Origin of the sequence: Clostridium aceticum, from assembly GCF_001042715.1 — a bacterium.
Lineage (GTDB): Bacteria > Bacillota > Clostridia > Peptostreptococcales > Natronincolaceae > Andreesenella > Andreesenella acetica.
This window is the reverse complement of record NZ_CP009687.1, coordinates 2,996,969-3,016,811: the sequence shown is the minus strand read 5'-3', so window position 1 is coordinate 3,016,811 and position 19,843 is coordinate 2,996,969. Positions and strand designations below refer to the sequence as shown.

The window sequence follows — 19,843 nt, the reverse complement described above, 5'->3', positions numbered from 1 at the left end:
TATGTTTTTATTTACTTTACTATTAAACTTTTTTACGATTTATCTGCCGCTGTTGCTTATTGGCTTATTCATACCAAGTTATACAAAAAAATCTTTGTTCTTCGGCATAGCTGTTCCCGAAGATTTTGCAGAAAGTGATCAATTTAAAAAACTAAAGCGAGAATATTTGCGGAATCATAGCATTTCCTTAACAGTAGCCATGGGCATAATCATAGCTATAGGATTCAATTATCAAAGCATTAGGGTAATTAACGCAGGGATTTTTATTTTAATGACTGTATTTACTGCAAATTATCTCTATACACATCTTAAGATAAAAAAGTTGAAAGAAGCAGAGGGATGGTTGGTAAGGAAAAAACAAGTGGTAATGGTGAGCACCAATAGTGGGTCTAGTAAAAGAAAAATTGCTATGAAGTATCATTGCATATCAGCTGTTATAGTCATCTTTACATGGATACTTACTGCGACAATATACCGATCCCTGCCGGATAGAATACCTATGAGATTTGACTTTCAAGGGGAAGTTGTTGGATATGGGCATAAGAGCTTTTTGACTGTTTTTGGTATTCCTTTAACGCAGTTAGGTATGTTCACTCTATTTTTTTATCTTACCATTGTAATCGGTAAAAGTAAGCTAATGATTAACCCAGCAAAACCTAAGACTTCTGAAAAACAAAATATCATTGCAAATAGGAGATGGGGAATATTTATGGTTTTTACTTCTATCCTTCTTAATGGATACTTCCTATATCTTCAATTAACGATACTACAAGTACTAAATCTTACAGCGACTACTCATATAGCTGTAAATATTCTTTCTATCGCTTTACCAATAATGGCAGTTATAGTGGTTGCTTTAAAAACAGGGCAAAGTGGCAGCAGAATAACAATAGACAGTGATGAAGAAGAAAATAAAAAATTGATTTATAGAGATGAAGATAAATATTGGAAGTGGGGTATGTTTTATTATAATAAGCAGGACCCTAGCCTCTGGATTGAAAAGCGTTTTGGCATAGGATGGACGATAAATATGGGGCATCCAGTAGGGATGGCTATAGGTTTCATTACATTGGTTGTTCTTCTTTATTCTATTATTATCACAATCTATAGATAGAATAAATCATTCCAAACTTTTTTCTTGAAAAAGCTTTATATACTATAAGAGCAGTAAAAAAATAAGATGGTAAATAGATTATTTTTTATTGAACACAACACCCATAGGAAGAAAATTTTCCTATGGGTATTAATTTTTTTGACTTTAAAATTGATGCTACCTTAGTGGTAATATTATTAAGAATTGGAATATTATGTACTTTTATCTCGGAAAATGATATTATTGTTGTAATATTATTCGAAAAAGCAAGTTTTTTCTAGATATGAAAATAATGGGAATGTTATGGGGATAAGTAGTTTATAAAGGGGGAAAAGCCAATGAAAAATATTAAGTTTGATGATTTACATCATGGAGACGTACTTTTATGTAGGGGAGAGGGATGGTTATCTGATTTGATTGTTCTTTTTGATGGAGGTATCTATAGTCATGCAGCATTATATGCAGGAAAAGAAGATAACATTCATTATGTTATTCATGCAACTAAAAAAGGAATGTTAAAAATGGAACTAGCATTATTAAGTTCAGAAACCTTTACAGATGTCTTCAGATTTAATAAAAATAGTCATAAATTAGGCGATGAGGGTTATCCTTATGAACCAGTAATTAGTATAGGACAGCATTATGTAGACGAAAAAACAAAGTATGCCTTTGATCATCTCATTCTGCTTGCTCTTTTAGGAATTACCAGAAAAATTCCACTAGATGTTACCAGTAAAAAAATTATGAGAAGTATTTTAGATAATGCAACAGCCTATATTTTTGAGATGTTAGACAAGGGTACTACACCTATGGTGTGTTCTGAACTGGTATATAGATGTTTTGATGAAGCTGATCTAGAGAAAAAATATCAGCTAGGCATTGAAACTTTAACGATAGAGGACTTGAAAGATACTTTAAAAAAAGAAGTGTTGAAAATAAAAGATTCTGACGAGATAGCACAAGAACTAGATAAAGAACTGATGGAAGCAAAAGAAAAGTTTGTAGAGGCATGGAGCAAAGTGAAGCAAGGAGAAAATACGATACATGGATTACCTTTGGACCCAGCTTCAGCCTGTGTAACGCCAAAGGATCTTGAAAAATCTCCTGATTTACAAAAAATAGGGAGATTACAATTTTAATTCTTCAACTTAGAAGGTGAGGATATTGAAAACACTAAAACGATGGGATCAATTTTATGACTTTTATGGAAAACATATAGCTTACTTGGTGTTGATTAGTTGCTTTGTTGGTCTCTTTGTGATGTTTACAAAAATGCAACATATTAACAGTGATGCTAATATGTCTCCTGCTCAAAAGGGGATGCTTGATATAAGCAATTGGAACTACGAGAAGGAAGATTTTATTAAGTTAAAAGGTGAGTGGGAGCTATACCGTAATCAGCTATTGGATGATGAGGACTTGGTACAAAAAAGTGATAGTTTTGGAACTGCTGAATATATTAACCTTCCAGGTCAAATAATTAGGGGAGAAGGTTACAGTACTTATAGATTGAGGATTAAGTCAAAAAATATTCAACACATTGATCTAGGCATTTTTCTTCCCTATACATTAACCTCATATAGACTCATTATCAATAAAAAAGTTGTTAGTCAAACAGCTGACTTCAATTTGAAAAATGAAGAATTTCAAGAGGTAAAAAATAAAATCTTATATATTGGCCCTATGCCTGAGGAGTTCGAGATTATTTTAAATGTTCCTAATGCTGAAAATCATCTAATGAGCTATCCTATCTATTTAGGAGACTATTATCGTGTGTTAGCCAGTAATAATGATAACCTTTTGCGAGATATGTTTCTTTTTAGTGCACTGATTATTTTAGGGTTGTATCATATTGTACTCTATCTATTTTTACCACAGAAAAAGTATGCGCTGTTCTTTGGAATTTTATGTATTGCGATGGCAATAAGAACAGTTTTTGTAAATTCTATAGTGATTAGCAACTTTATGAGGATAAGCTTTAGGTTATTTCAATATGTTAACTATATGGGTACAATTCCAGCTATAATATATATGTGTAACTTTACACACTCTCTTTTTCCAGGTGAATTTTCAAAGAAAGTTTTAAAAATTATCAAAAGTTACTGTTTAATAAAATTTATGATTTTCATCGTTATTCCTTATTATGAATTTTATCACTTTAAAAATCCAACGAACCTTTTAATTCTACTGGCTTGCACTTACTGTGCATTTGTACTAATGCGAGCTGCAAGGAGAAAAAAAGAAGGTGCATTGATCATGTTGATAGGGATGCTATTTTCAATTATAGCACTAGCGAATGATATATTATATGTGAACAATAGACGATCCTTTATGGCATTTTATGGTTTAAGTACGTTTGCTGCCGTATCTTTGGCCTTTATTTTAGCTTTAATATTATCAAAACTATTTGCTGATGCTTTTGTATCTGTAGATGATCTTTCTAAGAAGCTTTTATCTCTTAATGAACTGAAGGATGAGTTTTTGGCAAATACTTCTCATGAGTTGAGAACACCCTTGAATGGAGTAATAGGCATTACAGAATCGCTTATCGAAGGGGCGGCAGGAGAGGTAACAGACATCGTTAAGAAAAATCTTTTCATTATTTCTGCCAGTGCCAAGAGACTAAGTAATCTTGTGAATGATATACTAGATTATTCAAAGTTAAAACATAGCGATATCAAGTTATCTTTTAGGACAATCAATTTATATGAGCTTGTGGATAGTATATTAACAGTTTTTAAAATGACAAAAAAGGAAAATGCAGTTTTAATAAAAAATGAAATTCCAAAGAATATATCAAGAGTCTATGCGGATGAAGATCGCCTGCAGCAGATCATTTACAATTTAGTAGGTAACGCTATAAAGTTTACAAAAAAAGGAGAAGTCTCTGTAAAAGCAGAGGTGCAAGGGGACTTCATACAAGTAGTGGTAGAGGATACTGGTATTGGTATCCCTGCTGATAAGATAGAAAAAATCTTTGAGTCCTTTGAACAAGTAGATACTTCTACATCAAGACAACATAGTGGAACAGGATTGGGTTTAAGTATCACCAAAAAGCTTGTTGATCTTCATGGTGGGAATATTCGATGTGAATCGATTGAAGGTCAGGGATCAAAATTTATTTTTACTTTACCGATAACTTCTTGTGCTTTAGAAAAAGAGAAGGAAATAACACCAATATTGAAGCGGCAGTTTCTATTGGAACAAACGGCGATTAGTTTAGAAAAGCAAGAGGATAGAGCTGAAGCAGAAGCTAAAATCCTCGTTGTAGATGATGAGTCCATCAATATACAGGTGCTGGTGAATCAATTGGCTTTAAATAATTACTATGTAGCAACAGCGTCAAATGGAGAAGAGGCACTAAACCTTATTGAAAAAGTAAATTTAGATTTAGTGATTCTTGATGTAATGATGCCAGGAATGTCAGGTTATGAGGTATGTAAAAAAATTAGAGAGAAATATTCTCTGGTAGAACTGCCTGTTTTAATGCTTACTGCCAACAGTCAGCTAAGCAAAGTATGCATGGGTTTTGAATGTGGTGCCAATGACTATATCATAAAGCCCTTTGAAAAACAGGAGCTTTTAGCAAGGATAAAAACATTGGTTATGATGAAAAATGCAATCAAACAATCCGAGATAGATCCACTAACAGGTATTTCTAATAGAAGGCATATGACTGAGTTAGCTGAGGTGATCTTTAATCAGCATCGAGAAGAAAATAAAGCTTTTTCTATCGTTATGATGGATATTGATAATTTTAAAAAAATCAATGATACTTATGGTCATGTTGCAGGAGATCATGTATTGATTGAGTTGGTTTCAAGATGCAAAGAGGTGCTAAGATCAACGGATATTTTTGCAAGATATGGTGGAGAAGAATTCTCGTTAATACTGCCCAATACATCTTTAGAAAACGCAGTAAAGGTTGCTGAAAAGATAAGAGTAAACATAAATAAGGAACCGATGAAAATTGCAGAAAACAAAGAAATCTACTTTACTATTAGTTCAGGTGTTGCACAGATTACCAAAAACACTGAATCAGTGGAGGAGGTATATAATATGGCAGACAAGGCTTTATATAAAGCTAAAGAAGGCGGGAAAAATAAGGTAGAAGTCATGGCTTAAATAGAATCCTTAGCATAGCAAAACTTATGAAGGCATATATATATCATAAAGAAATAAAAAAAGTTAAACTTGGAAAGTAAAATTATCTAAAAAACATTGTATTTTTAATGAATTTATTTTATAATTGTCTAAGAAATTTAAATATAAAAAGCCTATAGCGCGCTCTGCAAAAGCCCAAAACTAATGCAACGAAGTAGGGGCTTTTTTTTCTTGATACGAAACAAGGAAAGGCTGGTGTTGACAAATGTACAAATATGACCAAACAAAAACTCCATTATTTGATGCCCTATTGGATTATGTAAATAATGACACTATACCCTTCCATGTGCCAGGACATAAAAAGGGGCAAGGAATGGTAAACAGATTTAAAGATTTTATTGGAACAAATGTAATGGCCATCGATGTTACTGTATTTAAACAGGTAGATAGCCTTCATAAACCAACTGGAGCGATAAAAGAAGCTCAAGAGCTTGCTGCTGATGCAAATAATGCAGATGATACGTTTTTTTGTGTTCATGGTACTTCTGGAGCAATTCAGGCGATGATTATGAGTGTTGTAGGAGAAGGAGATAAAATTCTTGTTCCTAGAAATGTTCATAAGTCAGTTACGGCTGGTATCATACTGAGTGGTGCCATGCCAGTGTATATGCAACCAGAGATTGACAGTAATGTAGGAGTTGCGTTGAATGTTACTCCTGAAACTGTTCAAACAACACTAGAGCAAAACAGAGATGCCAAGGCAGTTTTAATCATCAATCCAACTTATTATGGTGTTTCAACTGATATTGAAAAAATTGCTGGTATCGTTCATAGCTATGATATTCCTTTGATTGTTGACGAAGCTCATGGACCACATTTACATTTTAGCGATAAATTGCCTATATCCGCTATGGATGCTGGTGCTGATATGTGTGCACAAAGCACCCATAAGATTATTGGCTCACTTACACAAAGCTCCATGCTTCAGGTAAGAAGAGGATTGGTGGATGTAAATAGAGTAAAAACTGTCATGAGCCTTCTTCAAACCACAAGCCCATCTTATATTCTTCTAGCTTCTTTAGATGTTGCAAGAATGCAGATGGTAACTGAAGGAAAAGAGCTTTTAGATAAAACTATTGAGCTAGCTAAGTATGCTAGAGCTGAAATTAATAACATAGAAGGCTTGTTCTGTTTTGGTGAAGAAGTAGTGGGCTTAGATGGTGCTTATGACTTTGATCCAACAAAAATAACGATTACTTGTAAAAATCTTGGCATTTCAGGTCATGAACTTGAAAGAATTCTCGCTGAGAAATATTTTATTCAACCCGAAATGTCTGACTTGTATAATATTCTTTGCGTATTTTCTATAGGGGATACTCAAGAAAAGGTAGATGCCTTGCTAATAGCTTTAAGGGAAATAAGTAAAACCTGTAGCAATAGTGGAAAAAACAAAATAGAGATTATGAGTATCCCAAAGATTCCTCTGCGTATGCTTTCCCCTAGGGATGCTTTTAATGGCAATACCATCTCCATAGAGCTAGAAGACAGTGTTGGAGAGATTAGTGCAGAATTTTTACTAACTTATCCTCCAGGAATTCCGGTGCTTTGTCCTGGAGAGATCATCACTGATGAAATTGTAGAATATGTAAAGGCTCTTAAAGATGCTGGATTGTATGTTCAAGGGACAGATGATCCAGAGGTTAATTTTATTAAAGTAGTGAATGAGCATAAAAGATTAAATGTAATAACCTCTGCATAAAACTTAAAATCATTTTTAAAAAGGTCATCCATTGGGATGACCTTTTTTTAGTATAGCTAATGTACAGCAGGTTAAATTATCTTACAGAATTACTAACATGAATTAAATTTTACTTTGAGTGTACTTAACTAATAATTTGTCCAAAAATTTGCTTAACTTTACCACTTCAGGATGAAGCAAATTACCCTTTTTTGCCTCTATCAGTTTAATTAACTGATATCTAACCTTTTCAATTTCCCCTGTTAGTTTCTTGTTATCATCCAGCAAAGACGCCACCTCCTTTCCATAAAAAATAAATTTTTATCCATCAGTAAAACTAAAAATTTAACCTGCTGCATAATTAAGACTCAATAGTTTTATCAAACTAAAACTATTAAGCCCACAGATAATCATACAAAAAATAGGGAAATGATGGAACCCAATATAAAAATAGTTCTTATGTAGGAAATAATGTTTTATTTGATTAATATAAGAGGAGTTTTATTCTATCATGTCAAAATATATAAAGAGATTGTATAGATTTTGAGTTAACTAATAAAGGAGGAGCCAGTTTGTTCATTAAAGGCTTAACACATAAAGAAGTTGTCCAGAAAATAGCTAACTTAAAAGTGGAAGAAAATGAAATAATAATTATTTTTATTGGAGAAAAATATTTGATTGATATTACTGAACTGATTAAAAAACTAAATAAGTACAACATAAAATTTTGTGGAGCTGTTTTACCCGCAGTAATTTATGAAGAAAAAAAGTATGAAGATGGAATCCTTATAAAAATTCTTCCTATATTAGTGAGTCCATTACTAATTACAAATCCAAGAGATTGTGTGCTAAATGAAGAAATTGTTAAGGAACTAAAAAAATATTCTTATAAACCCACAGCTATTGTACTAGTAGATGGTTTGCTTCCTAATATTTCTCTATTTTTATCAGAACTTTTTTGTATATTGGGTAACGCTGTTAACTATATAGGTGGAGGTGCAGGATCCATTACTTTTCAACAGCGAAAGTGTATCTTCAACAACGAAGGTTATTTTGAGGGAGCAGCTCTTATGGTTTTTGTAGATAAAAAGAGTAACCTAGGGGTGCGTCATGGTTGGGAAAGAATAATGGGACCAGTGGTAGCTTCGAGGGTTAATAATAATACGATTCAAGAGTTAAATTGGGACAATGCTTTAGATGTTTACCAGGAAGTTGTAGAAAAGGATGTAAACAGTGAAATATCTATACAAAATTTCTTTGCCATTGCAAAAAAGTATCCATTTGGAATATATAAGGAGGACAGTGAGGACATCGTTAGAGACCCTATTTTAGTCAATGATAAAGGAGAGATCACATGTGTTGGAGAAGTACCAAATAATGCTTTGTTATACTTTCTTAAAGGAATACCAGAGAGGCTTATACAAGCTGCCTGTCAAGCGGTAGATGATTGTATGATAGAAGCAGATTTTCAACATAAGGAAGTACTAATGATTGACTGTATTTCCAGGGCTTTATTTTTAGAAGATGATTTTGAAAAGGAACTACAAAGTACAAAAAATAAGTTAGCGTCCATTGACAAAACCCTTACGCTAGAAGGGGTATTAACGATAGGAGAAATCTCTTCCTATGGAAAAGGGCCACTGGAATTTTTGAATAAAACCGTCGTCATAGGGGTGCTATATGAATAATTTTTGTGATATTATTAAGGAAGTAGCCCTCTTGTACGAACTTTCCTTAGGTATAGGAAAGTCATTAGATATGGAGGAAGAGTGTCAGTCTTTTCTACAGATACTTTTAAGCAGAAAAAATTTAGATTTTGCATCCATATGGTTAAAGGATGAAGAAGAGCCTGAATATAGGTTGGTTTATGGTAAACCAAAGTTTAGAATAAATATAGAGCGTATTGGTGTAGACAATATACTTTTCAAGCTGCTGGAGGCAAAGGATTATTATTCTGTGGCTAGTGGTAGTAAAGTATTTCAGCAATTGATCCTAGAAAAGGATGTTACTGAAGGGGTCTACATTATTTACAAGTTAGATGATATAGGTATACTGAAATTATATGGAAGCGAAAGAAAAGAGCCATTTAGCGAGAGAGAACTAAAACAGCTAAGGGATGTGGTGAAAAAGTTTGCTACTTCTCTAAAAGCATGTATAGTACATAAGAAGCTTATAAAAGAGATAGATGCTAGAAAAAACACAGAAAAGGATTTGAAAAATGCAAAGGAAGCAGCAGAAACTGCCAACAAAACAAAAAGCCAGTTTTTAGCTAATATGAGTCATGAAATAAGAACCCCCATGAATGGTATCATAGGCATGACGGAAATGTTATTGACCTCTAGCCTTGACAAAGAGCAAAAAAACTATGTAGAAATTATAAAAACTTCTTCTGAAGCTCTTCTTACGATTATAAACGATGTACTAGATTTTTCTAAGGTTGAGGCGGGAAAACTAGAATTAATCAAAACAAGATTTGACCTTATTGACACTGTGGAAAAAGTGGTGGATTTTTTATCTATTAAGGCTTACAAAAAAGGTTTGGAGATTAACTTAAGTATTGCAAGAGAGGTACCCTATGCCGTTATAGGAGATCCCGTAAGATTAAGACAAGTACTTATTAATCTGATATCAAATGCCATTAAGTTTACAGAAAAGGGCAAAGTTCAGGTGAATACAAAATTAGAAATGCTAAAGGATCATACAGCTTCTATAAAGTTTTCTATTATGGATACTGGTATAGGCATTCCTAAGGAAAAAACCAGCCAGATTTTTGAAAGTTTTAGCCAAATTGATGGATCAGCAGCTAGAAGGTTTGAAGGAACAGGTCTAGGGCTAGCCATATCAAAACAGCTTGTAGAACTTATGGAGGGGACAATAGATGTCAAAAGTTCTATAGGAAAAGGCAGTGAATTTTCCTTTACTATAAAACTACAACTTCAGGAAAATGCACTAGAACTAAGAGATTATAAATTTTCATACATTCATAAGATGGATATTTTAGTAATTTCTGAAAATCATGATGTTTGCAAAGTCCTAGATAATTTACTAGGCAATTGGCAGCCGAAGTCAAAATTAATATATAGAATAAATCCCACAAGTGAAGGGATAAGTCCTTTATTAAAGCGTAACTTTGATGTGGTGCTTGTAACGATAGACGCTTTATATCTCTATGAAAAATTATTCTATGGGGGACGTTTCTTTGATACTTCTGTTGTTATTATTACTAATTCTCTAGCAGAAGAGAAAAAAATAGTAAGAATTTTAGAAAGTAGGAGGGCTGACTACATAACAAAACCCATTAAGCCCTCGCAGTTACTAAATAAAATTATTGGTCTTTGTAGAAGTAATGATAATACTTTAGAAAATTATGGTGGTTTACCTAAAGTTTTTTTAGAGAAAGGTGAAAATATACCTCACATAGTAAAAAATCACCATTATAAAAAAGCTACAATACTATTGGTAGAAGATAATGAAATTAATAAGAAGTTAGTAAATTTGATTTTAAAAAATTTAGGATATGAGGTAATCAATGCTCATAATGGCAAAGAAGCACTAGAAATATTAAAAAAGAAAAAACAAAGGATACATTTAATTCTAATGGATGTACAAATGCCAGAGATGAATGGATATGAGACGACAGCGCATATTAGAAATACAGAAAAAACTACAGGGGAACACATCTATATAATAGCCCTTACTGCCAATGCAATGGAGGGGGAAGGAGAAAAGTGTATAAAATCAGGTATGGATGATTATATGGCAAAGCCTATAAGAAAACAACAGTTGCAGGAGATCATAAAAAAATATATAGAATAAAATCAATAGATATAAATAAAAAAAGTTAGATAGCTACTCTCCATTTTCATTTATGAAAATTAGCTATCTAATTTAATGAAGGAGTGAGACTTAGCTTTGCTCAAGCTGCATAAGTAGAGAAATCTTGTGTAATAAAAGGAGGGAGAATCCAGAGTGCTCTTTTATGATAAATAAAGAAAAATTTTTAAATGCTAAAGTATTAATTGTGGATGATATGCGTACGAATATTATGTTGATGGAAAAAATTTTAAGAAAAGAAGGCTATAAAAATATTTATACAACTACAGATCCCAAAGAGGCAGTAGTAATGTATCCTGTTCTTGAGCCGGATATCGTATTACTAGATTTAAATATGCCCTTTATGGATGGTTTTAAAGTGATGGAAAAATTAAAAAGAATTGACAGAAGAAGCTATTTACCTATACTTGTTCTTACTGCCAGTGATGATATGGAAAATAGAAATAGGGCCTTAGAGGAGGGTGCAAGGGATTTTTTAGGAAAGCCTTTTAATAAAAGAGAGGTGCTAAATAGAATACACAATATCATAGAAGTAAAACTGCTGTACAACAAAGTAGAACTACAAAACCAAAACCTTGAAAGAAAAATAGCAGAAAGAACAAGAGAGTTAAAAAGGTCTGAGTTAGAAATAGCTAGACGGCTTGCTATTGCCGGGGAATTTAGAGACAATGATACAGGAAATCACATAGTAAGAGTTGGAAAATACGCTGAAATATTGGCAAGAGTTCTAGGTATGGAGGCATCCTATAGCCATATATTGCTTCATGCCGCCCCCTTACATGATATAGGAAAAATAGGGATACCTGATAATATATTGCTAAAACCAGGAAAACTAACGGAAGAGGAGTGGGAGATCATGAAAACCCATTCTGATATAGGGGGGGAAATTCTTTCAGGGGGAAGATCTCAGCTCATGAAGATGGCGGAAGTAATAGCTTATACCCATCATGAAAAGTATGATGGCAGTGGTTATCCTAAGGGATTAAAGGGAGAAGAAATTCCTATAGAAGGTAGGATTGTAGCCATATGTGACTTTTTTGATGCTGTAACTACGCCAAGACCTTATAAACATGCTTGGCATATTGATGCTGCTGTTGATGAGATGTTGAGATTGCGAGGGAGTCACTTTGAACCGAGGCTGCTAGAGGTATTTATGAAGATCTTACCACAGATCATAAAGATAAAAGAAGCCTATGAATAATATCCGGTGCAAGTTTTATCCATAAGGAGGAAAAACATGGAGGATTTTCATATAGAAAAAGTAGTAGAAGAAATAGGTATAGAAATTGAAGATATCATCATCCTGTACGAAGAATATTTTAAAGAGATGGAGGAAAATATTCTACTTATGAAGGAACTTGTAAAAACTAAAAATTATCAAGCACTTCAACATGTAGTACACAATATAAAAGGTATGTCGATCAACCTATCTGTTAAGGGGGTATATGATAAAGCTCATGAATTAGATCTACTGCTGAAAAAAAATCTTGTTAAAGAAAGCAGTATATATATAAATGAGATCATAAATTTATATTGTATAGCTAGAAAAATGATAAAAAAAAGTTGTTTTGAAAATTCATTAATAAAGTAAATATAATTTTTCCATAGCTATTACTTGCTGCAACCTACCCCATACTCAGTGCAAAGTGTAATATATTGCAGTATAAAGAATTTTCAGAATTGTAAATATAATAAAGTTGTGCTATAATGATTTATCCTATCATTTTGTTGCAAGAATAAAATAAACTTAAATAGAAATATGCATAAAGATGTGCAGCGAAGATTTTTCGCTGTGCTTTTTTGTTAAATTTAAAACTTAAAAGGGGGAAAGAATATGAGTAAAGAAATAGCTTGTTTTTTAAATGACAATAATCACACCTCTGTACTTTTGGAAACTGGATGTATTAGGGTTTATAAAAAGGTTGAAGGGCAGTGGGAGATTGTCAAAGAATTTCCTTTTGGTATAGACTATACAAAAGGTATGATAGGTGTAAGACAAAGTCTTACAGAGATGATGAAGTCTTTGGGTGATAGTTGCAAAATTTTTGCGGCAAGAGAAATTACTGGGTTGATATACACAGTATTAGATGCTGAAGGATTTACTTTATGGGAACTAGAAGGTCATCCCGAGATCTTTTTAGATGTAATTTTGGAAAAAGAAGAAGAAGTCAATGATAGTGAAGAAGAGGAAGCTCCCATGCCTATAGAAGGAGAAAAAAAGGGATATTATTTCATGAACCTCAAAAAATTGCAGCAAAGCAGCACAGGGGTTACATCTAAGCAGGTACTGCTGCCTTTTCTTAGAAAGAACAGCTTTTATGAACTAAAGGTGATTTGTGCACATATTCCTAAATGGTTTGAAGGAGAGTTTCAAAAACTTAACTTAAAAGCAGATGTAAATCAAGAGGAAGATGGAAACTATCACGTCACTGTGTATAAAAAGACATGTATGGATTAATCAATTGCTAAACTTTTGATTTGGTCATGTATAAGCTAAGAAGGTCCCGCCTATGCTAATGTGTAGAGCAGGGACTTTCTTGCTGTACGCCTTTCTTATAACTAGCAATTATAAATTACAGATATAGATAAGTAAGTTCAAACTTTGATTTTGTTTATCTATAAACAAAATCTTAAATATTTATCATTGGCGTTAACTTAAACCATAACTTGTCATCCTTCGTTATTTCAAGATCCTTCGCTACCCTCAGGATGACAGTTCAAGAGAATTTTGGTAATAATTGTACTAAGTTAACGCCTCTGAAATATTTATAAAATTATTGCTATGAACTCTCTCTTTAGAAAAATTTAAGAAATACTTTATAGACAATTTATAATCATTGTATATAATTAAACTATCAAAAAAGTTGTATATAGAACATACGCTTTAAAAACTAAGTTTTCATATATACGGTCTACGGTTTCGCCCCGAAACCGTGGGCTGAAAATGTAGCCCTTAGTATATTAAAATTTAGGATCAGATGTCTATATATAGAAAGCTAAGGAGAAGACTATGTCCATTAAATTTAGATTATTATTATCGTATATAGCATTGCTTTTAGTACCTATATTTTTAACAATCATAGTAGGTATATTTGCAGGGCTTTATTATATTGGAGATTTTTATAAATCTTATCCTGGAGTAGGTAAAGTCCATACGCTTAAACAAGCAGTAGCAGACCGGGAGATGTTTTTTTCCAGTATTAAAGAAGTTTCTTTGAAAACACCAGAAAATTTTCAGGATGAAAATTACTTTAAGGAATTAGAAAAGCAACTAATACTTTTTAATTCTGGAATCATCGTAAGAAAAAATAATGTTATTATTTATAATAGTCCACGATTTCAGTATATGATAAAAGAAGAAGATCTGCCGCAATTTGGTAAATATGTCTACGATATGCCTATTGCTTCGGAGGAGACTATAGAGGCTGAACTGAGATTAAGCCAACAAGATTTTTATTTTTCGGATAAAGGGCAAGGTACAATATTTTTCATAACGAATATGGAACCTATCAAGAGGACTTTTCAGGAATTGGTCACTACCCTTATGATCGCCATTGTAGTAATCCTTGTTATAACCAATGGCACTTTGACGTATCTTGTGGCGGGCAGCATCGTTAAACCGCTAGGTAAGTTAAAGGATTCTGCCAATAGAATCAAAGAGGGAGACTTAGACTTTGAATTAATCAGCAACGATAAGGATGAGATAGGAGAATTATCCCGAGCATTTGAGGAAATGCGACAAAGACTAAAACATTCTTTAGACAAGCAGCTTCAATATGAAGAAAACAGAAAAGAACTTTTTTCAAACATATCTCACGATCTAAAAACCCCTATTACAACGATTAAGGGATATGTTGAGGGGATTAGAGATGGTATTGCAGATACGCCGGAAAAAATGGAAAAATATATTCATCGTATTTATACAAAGACAGTAGATGTAGATACATTAATTGATGATTTATTTTTATTTTCTAAACTAGACTTAAATAAGTTACCACTACATTTAAATAGAATTGATATAGGAAAATATTTTTTAGATTTAGTAGAGGAATTACAGTTTGATTTAGAGAAAGAAAAAGTAACGATACAATATCATTGTAAAATTCATACGCCTGCTTTTGTGAGAGTAGATGTAATACAGATGAAAAGAGTGGTTGTAAATATTATTGAAAATGCAGTAAAGTACACAAATAAAACAGAAGGGATAATAGATATTATACTTGAAGAAAATAAAAAACAAGTGCAAATAGAAATTAAAGATACTGGACAGGGGATTCCAAGAGAAGCTCTCCCTTTTATATTTGATAGGTTCTATAGAGCTGATCCTTCTAGAAATGCCCTAACTGGTGGAAGTGGTTTAGGTCTTGCCATAGCAAAGAAAATTATAGAAGAACATGGTGGTACAATGTGGGCTGAAAGTAAGGAAGGAATAGGTACTAGCATATTCTTTACTTTAAAGAGATCATAAGGTGGGATAATAGAAAATGAAAAAGATTTTAATTATTGAAGACGATATAAGTATTGCTGAACTGGAGAGGGATTATTTAGAAATAAATGGTTTTCAAGTAGAGATTGAAAACAATGGTGATCAAGGGGTATTTAAGGCAAAAAATCAAAACTATGATCTAATTCTATTAGACCTAATGCTTCCAAAAATAGATGGTTTTGAAATATGCAGACAAGTTAGGCGTGAGAAAAACACGCCGATTCTTATGGTTTCAGCTAAAAAAGAGGATATAGACAAAATAAGAGGATTAGGTTTAGGGGCGGACGATTATATGACAAAACCCTTTAGTCCAGGGGAATTAGTGGCAAGAGTAAAAGCGCATATTTCGAGATATGAAAGACTAACAGGGGATAACCGAATGACTAGAGATGAGATTGACATAAGGGGACTTACAATTGATAAAGCATCTAGAAGAGTACATGTTCATGGTAAAGAAATTATTTTAACAACCAAGGAATTTGATTTATTGATGTTTTTAGCTTCTAATCCAAATAGGGTATTTAAAAAAGAAGAACTATTTGAAAAGCTATGGGGTCTTGATTCCCAAGGGGACATCTCCACAGTTACTGTCCATATTAGAAAAATAAGAGAAAAAATAGAAGTAGATCCCTCAAATCCCCAATATATCGAAACAATTTGGGGTGTAGGGTACAGATTTGAAGTATGAAAGTACAATGATGAACACTTAAACTGATAGGAGATCAGATAAATAATGATTAAGCTATTAAAATATTTGAAACCATTTGGGACTGCCATCGTTGGAATTTTTGTCCTCGTTTTTATTCAGTCTATTGCTGATTTATATTTACCAACATTGATGGCTGATATTGTAAACAAAGGTATGATTCCTGGAAATACCCATTATATATGGAGGCTGGGAGGAATCATGCTAGTGATAGCTGGTGGAGGTGCTGTTGCCGCTATTACAAGCAGCTTTTTATCTTCAAAAGTTGCTATGGCTTACAGTAGAAATCTACGCAGTAAAGTTTTTTCTAGGGTGCAAAGCTACTCTTTAAATGAATTTGATAAGATAGGAACAGCCTCTCTTATCACTAGAACCACCAATGATATTAATCAGGTTCAAACAGTATTAATTATGGTGCTTAGAATGATGGTGAGTGCTCCTATGATGGGGATTGGTGGAATAATCATGGCCATATCTATGAATAGGAGACTGACCATGATCCTTGCTATTGCATTATTAATTTTAGTTGTTTTTATTGCAATTGTTGGACAAAGAGTGATGCCTTTGTTTAAATTTATTCAAAGTAAACTAGATAAGTTGAACTTAGTTTCTCGGGAAAATCTTACGGGCATTAGGGTTATACGGGCTTTTAATCGCATTGACGATGAAAAGAGACGCTTTGATGAAGCGAATCTTGATTTAACCAACACTACAATCAAAGCTAATAAGATTATGGCAGGTATGTTGCCTATTGTTACGTTAATTATGAATCTAACTGGCGTAGCAATCATTTGGTTTGGAAGTAGATATATCGACTTAGGTGACTTACAGATAGGAGATATGATGGCATTTCTTCAATATGCAATACAAATCATGATGGCACTCTTGATGCTTTCAATGATGTTTGTATTCATCCCAAGAGGAGAAGCCTCAGCTGTTAGAATTAATGAAGTATTGGATATGGCACCTGAAATAAACGATCCAGTTAACCCCAAGAAGCTAGGAGATCGAAAAGGCTATATAGAGTTTAGGGATGTTAGTTTTAGTTATCCAGGTGCAGAAAAGCCTGCGATTCATAATATCACCTTTAGCGCAACCCCCGGGGAGGTAACAGCGATTATTGGAGGTACTGGTTCAGGTAAATCAACACTGATTAATCTTATACCACGGTTTTATGATGTTGATAAGGGTGCGGTACTTATAAATGGTGTTGATGTAAGAGAAATTCCTCAAGAGATTTTAAGGAAAAAGATCGGATTTGTTCCACAAAAAGCATTGCTTTTTACAGGCAGTATCATAGAAAATATAAAGTTTGGTAAAGAAGATGCAACCGAAGAAGAGGTGAAGCAGGCGGCTGAGATAGCACAGGCATCTGAATTTATTTCCGGCATGGAAGATGGATTTGATTCAGAAATTGCACAGGGGGGTGCCAATGTTTCGGGAGGACAAAAACAGCGGCTTTCTATAGCTAGGGCGTTGATCAGGAGAGCAGAAGTATATATTTTTGATGATAGCTTCTCTGCACTTGATTTTAAAACCGATGCCAAGCTAAGAACAGCCCTTAAAAAAGAAATAAAAAATGCTACAGTGATTATGGTTGCCCAAAGGGTAAGTACGGTGATGGAGGCTGATAGAATTATTGTTCTAGATCAAGGAGAAATTGCCGGGATAGGTAACCATAAAGAATTGTTAAGCACCTGTAATGTCTATCGGGAAATTGTAGCTTCCCAGCTTACTGAGGAGGAGTTAGCATGAAGGGAGAAGGAAAATCCAATAATTATGGTCCGGGAGGAGGACGTGGTCCAGGGAGCGGATTTGCTATGGGAAGGCCAGTTGAGAAGGCTACAGATTTTAAAAACTCATTGAAAAGACTTATGGGTTATCTAAAGCCCCATAGAGCAAAACTGATGATGGTATTTTTTCTAGCAATTTTAAGTACAGTGTTTAATATCCTCAGCCCCAAATTTATGGGTGCTGCCACCAATAAAATAGCTGAAGGATTAATGAACAGAATGAGCTATTTCACCAACATAGAAGCTGCAATTGAAAGAGGGGCAGACATTGAATTCATAGATCAACTAAGAGCACAGCCTGTTCCAGGCATAGACTTTAACTATATTTGGCAAATTGTATTAGTGCTTATTGCTCTGTACGTCATAAGTTCACTTTTCAACTTCGCTACTGGATATATGATGGCAGGGGTGGCGCAGAAAACTGTTTATAAAATGAGAAAAGATGCAAATGCTAAGTTGGCTCGCTTGCCTTTGAAGTATTTTGATTCTCATACCCATGGTGAGATACTAAGTCGTATTACCAATGATTTAGACAATGTAGGGAGTACACTTCAGCAGAGTTTAACTCAGTTAATTACTGCTATTGTCACCTTAGTAGGTGTTACGATTATGATGTTAAGCATAAGTCCAGTCTTGACTTTGATTGCTATCATCACTTTGCCTCTTTCAGCAGCTGTAACAGTAGCAGTAGCTAAGAAATCACAAAGACTATTTGCAGCAAGGCAGGCGGTTTTAGGAGAACTTAATGGTCATGCAGAGGAAATGTATACTGGTCATAAGGAAGTGAAGGTTTTTGGACATGAAAAAAGGTCGATTGATGAGTTTGATGAGATTAATGAAAGACTTTATGATGCAGGATGGAAAGCAGAATTTATCTCTGGAATCATCATGCCTTTGCTGAACTTTGTAAATAATATAGGTTATGTATTGATTTGTGTAGTTGGAGGTATTTTTGTTGCAATACAGAGAATTCAAATAGGCGATATTCAGGCCTTTATTCAATATGCAAGGCAGTTTACCCATCCAATTGTACAGACAGCAAATATAACAAATATTATTCAGTCTACTGTTGCATCAGCAGAAAGAGTTTTTAATCTTCTAGATGAAGTGGAGGAAATTCCAGATAAAGAAGATGCTAAAATTATCGAATTTCCAAGGGGAGAAGTAAGCTTTCAACATGTTCAGTTTGGGTATAAAGAAGATAACATCTTAATAAAGGATATGAATATAGAGGTGAAAAAAGGTCAAACCATAGCCATTGTAGGACCAACTGGGGCGGGTAAAACCACGCTGGTCAACTTACTCATGCGTTTTTATGAAATAAAGGGTGGCAACATTACTATAGATGGCACTGATATTAGAGATTTAAGACGTGGGAATCTTCGAAACATGTTTGGTATGGTACTGCAGGATACCTGGTTATTTAGTGGCACTATTAGAGAAAATATAGCCTATGGAAGACAGAGTGCCAGTGAAGAAGAAATTGTGGCAGCTTCTAAAGCAGCCCATGCGGATTATTTTATAAGAAGATTACCAGAAGGATATGATACTGTGCTGGACGAGGAGGCTTCCAACATATCCCAAGGACAAAAACAGCTTTTAACGATTGCCAGGGCAATACTTGCTAATCCAGCAATATTGATTCTTGATGAAGCTACCAGTAGTGTCGATACAAGAACAGAAGTTCTGATACAGAAGGCTATGGCTAGGTTGATGGAGGGAAGAACTAACTTTGTTATTGCCCATAGATTATCAACGATAAGGGGAGCGGACTTAATCCTTGTTATTGACCATGGGGAGATGATCGAACAAGGCACCCACCAGCAGCTTCTAGAAAAAAATGGGTTTTATGCAGATCTATACAATAGCCAATTTACCAGTAGTTTTAGGAGATTGGAAGGATTATAAAAAACTGTTTCTGATAAGTGGGTTTAAGGACTTGTCGGAAGCAGTTTTTAAATTTAAATACTTATTTTATAGGCGTTAACTTAACACAATTATTACCAAAATTTTCTCTAACTGTCATTCTAAGGGTAGCGAAGGATCTTAGAATCACGAAGGATGACAAACTATGGTTTAAGTTAACGCT

General features: G+C 33.8%; 14 protein-coding genes. 13 read left to right on the top strand and 1 reads right to left on the bottom strand.

Translation table 11 applies throughout. The features are described 5' to 3' along the window. Position 1 precedes the first annotated feature (1 nt). From CACET_RS13910 to CACET_RS13895, 4 genes are all read left to right on the top strand, one after another. Positions 2 to 1,114 (top strand): DUF1648 domain-containing protein, encoded by a 1,113-nt coding sequence (locus tag CACET_RS13910; RefSeq protein WP_044824847.1) that lies wholly within the window; start codon positions 2 to 4, stop codon positions 1,112 to 1,114. Between the two features lie 317 nt (positions 1,115 to 1,431). After that, on the top strand, positions 1,432 to 2,232 hold the full coding sequence (locus CACET_RS13905; RefSeq protein WP_044824846.1) for a C40 family peptidase: 801 nt from the start codon (positions 1,432 to 1,434) through the stop codon (positions 2,230 to 2,232). 25 nt (positions 2,233 to 2,257) lie between these two features. Further along, positions 2,258 to 5,218 (top strand): diguanylate cyclase, encoded by a 2,961-nt coding sequence (locus CACET_RS13900; RefSeq protein WP_048407542.1) that lies wholly within the window; start codon positions 2,258 to 2,260, stop codon positions 5,216 to 5,218. Between the two features lie 244 nt (positions 5,219 to 5,462). Next, on the top strand, positions 5,463 to 6,956 hold the full coding sequence (locus CACET_RS13895) for an aminotransferase class I/II-fold pyridoxal phosphate-dependent enzyme (protein WP_044825303.1): 1,494 nt from the start codon (positions 5,463 to 5,465) through the stop codon (positions 6,954 to 6,956). A gap of 102 nt (positions 6,957 to 7,058) precedes the next feature. On the opposite strand, the gene CACET_RS19930 is transcribed toward CACET_RS13895, so the two are convergent. Next, the gene (locus CACET_RS19930) at positions 7,059 to 7,223 is read right to left on the bottom strand and encodes an aspartyl-phosphate phosphatase Spo0E family protein (RefSeq protein WP_158386077.1); all 165 of its coding nucleotides are present in this window, start codon (positions 7,221 to 7,223) and stop codon (positions 7,059 to 7,061) included. Between the two features lie 284 nt (positions 7,224 to 7,507). On the opposite strand from CACET_RS19930, the gene CACET_RS13890 reads away from it, so the two are divergent. From CACET_RS13890 to CACET_RS13850, 9 genes are all read left to right on the top strand, one after another. After that, a complete protein-coding gene (locus CACET_RS13890) occupies positions 7,508 to 8,623 on the top strand; it encodes an FIST signal transduction protein (RefSeq protein ID WP_052661483.1) in 1,116 nt (371 codons plus the stop codon). Then, the gene (locus tag CACET_RS13885; protein WP_052661482.1) at positions 8,616 to 10,751 is read left to right on the top strand and encodes a response regulator; all 2,136 of its coding nucleotides are present in this window, start codon (positions 8,616 to 8,618) and stop codon (positions 10,749 to 10,751) included. Before CACET_RS13890 ends, CACET_RS13885 begins: the two co-directional genes overlap by 8 nt. A 163-nt stretch (positions 10,752 to 10,914) precedes the next feature. Further along, positions 10,915 to 11,970, top strand: a complete 1,056-nt coding sequence (locus CACET_RS13880) for an HD domain-containing phosphohydrolase (RefSeq protein WP_044825302.1) — start codon at positions 10,915 to 10,917, stop codon at positions 11,968 to 11,970. A 36-nt stretch (positions 11,971 to 12,006) separates the two neighbouring features. Then, entirely contained in the window at positions 12,007 to 12,360 is a 354-nt protein-coding gene (locus CACET_RS13875) for an Hpt domain-containing protein (RefSeq protein WP_044825301.1), read from the top strand. Positions 12,361 to 12,603: 243 nt separating this feature from the next. Further along, complete coding sequence (gene anfO, locus CACET_RS13870) at positions 12,604 to 13,227, top strand: Fe-only nitrogenase accessory protein AnfO (protein ID WP_044825300.1); 624 nt, start codon at positions 12,604 to 12,606, stop codon at positions 13,225 to 13,227. 552 nt (positions 13,228 to 13,779) lie between these two features. After that, positions 13,780 to 15,237 (top strand): sensor histidine kinase, encoded by a 1,458-nt coding sequence (locus CACET_RS13865; RefSeq protein ID WP_044825299.1) that lies wholly within the window; start codon positions 13,780 to 13,782, stop codon positions 15,235 to 15,237. 16 nt (positions 15,238 to 15,253) lie between these two features. Beyond that, complete coding sequence (locus tag CACET_RS13860; RefSeq protein ID WP_044825298.1) at positions 15,254 to 15,943, top strand: response regulator transcription factor; 690 nt, start codon at positions 15,254 to 15,256, stop codon at positions 15,941 to 15,943. 45 nt (positions 15,944 to 15,988) lie between these two features. Further along, on the top strand, positions 15,989 to 17,716 hold the full coding sequence (locus tag CACET_RS13855; RefSeq protein ID WP_044825297.1) for an ABC transporter ATP-binding protein: 1,728 nt from the start codon (positions 15,989 to 15,991) through the stop codon (positions 17,714 to 17,716). After that, positions 17,713 to 19,662 (top strand): ABC transporter ATP-binding protein, encoded by a 1,950-nt coding sequence (locus CACET_RS13850; protein ID WP_044825296.1) that lies wholly within the window; start codon positions 17,713 to 17,715, stop codon positions 19,660 to 19,662. The genes CACET_RS13855 and CACET_RS13850 overlap by 4 nt, the downstream gene beginning before the upstream one ends. The last annotated feature ends 181 nt before the right edge of the window (positions 19,663 to 19,843 follow it).

Excerpts from the sequence above, each read along its gene's own strand:
- CACET_RS13895 (WP_044825303.1), top strand. The coding sequence starts at position 5,463 with ATGTACAAATATGACCAAACAAAAACTCCATTATTTGATGCCCTATTG.
- CACET_RS13885 (WP_052661482.1), top strand. The coding sequence starts at position 8,616 with ATGAATAATTTTTGTGATATTATTAAGGAAGTAGCCCTCTTGTACGAA.
- CACET_RS13910 (WP_044824847.1), top strand. The coding sequence starts at position 2 with ATGTTTTTATTTACTTTACTATTAAACTTTTTTACGATTTATCTGCCG.
- CACET_RS13880 (WP_044825302.1), top strand. The coding sequence starts at position 10,915 with ATGATAAATAAAGAAAAATTTTTAAATGCTAAAGTATTAATTGTGGAT.
- anfO (WP_044825300.1), top strand. The coding sequence starts at position 12,604 with ATGAGTAAAGAAATAGCTTGTTTTTTAAATGACAATAATCACACCTCT.
- CACET_RS13850 (WP_044825296.1), top strand. The coding sequence starts at position 17,713 with ATGAAGGGAGAAGGAAAATCCAATAATTATGGTCCGGGAGGAGGACGT.
- CACET_RS13865 (WP_044825299.1), top strand. The coding sequence starts at position 13,780 with ATGTCCATTAAATTTAGATTATTATTATCGTATATAGCATTGCTTTTA.
- CACET_RS13905 (WP_044824846.1), top strand. The coding sequence starts at position 1,432 with ATGAAAAATATTAAGTTTGATGATTTACATCATGGAGACGTACTTTTA.
- CACET_RS13875 (WP_044825301.1), top strand. The coding sequence starts at position 12,007 with ATGGAGGATTTTCATATAGAAAAAGTAGTAGAAGAAATAGGTATAGAA.
- CACET_RS13860 (WP_044825298.1), top strand. The coding sequence starts at position 15,254 with ATGAAAAAGATTTTAATTATTGAAGACGATATAAGTATTGCTGAACTG.
- CACET_RS13855 (WP_044825297.1), top strand. The coding sequence starts at position 15,989 with ATGATTAAGCTATTAAAATATTTGAAACCATTTGGGACTGCCATCGTT.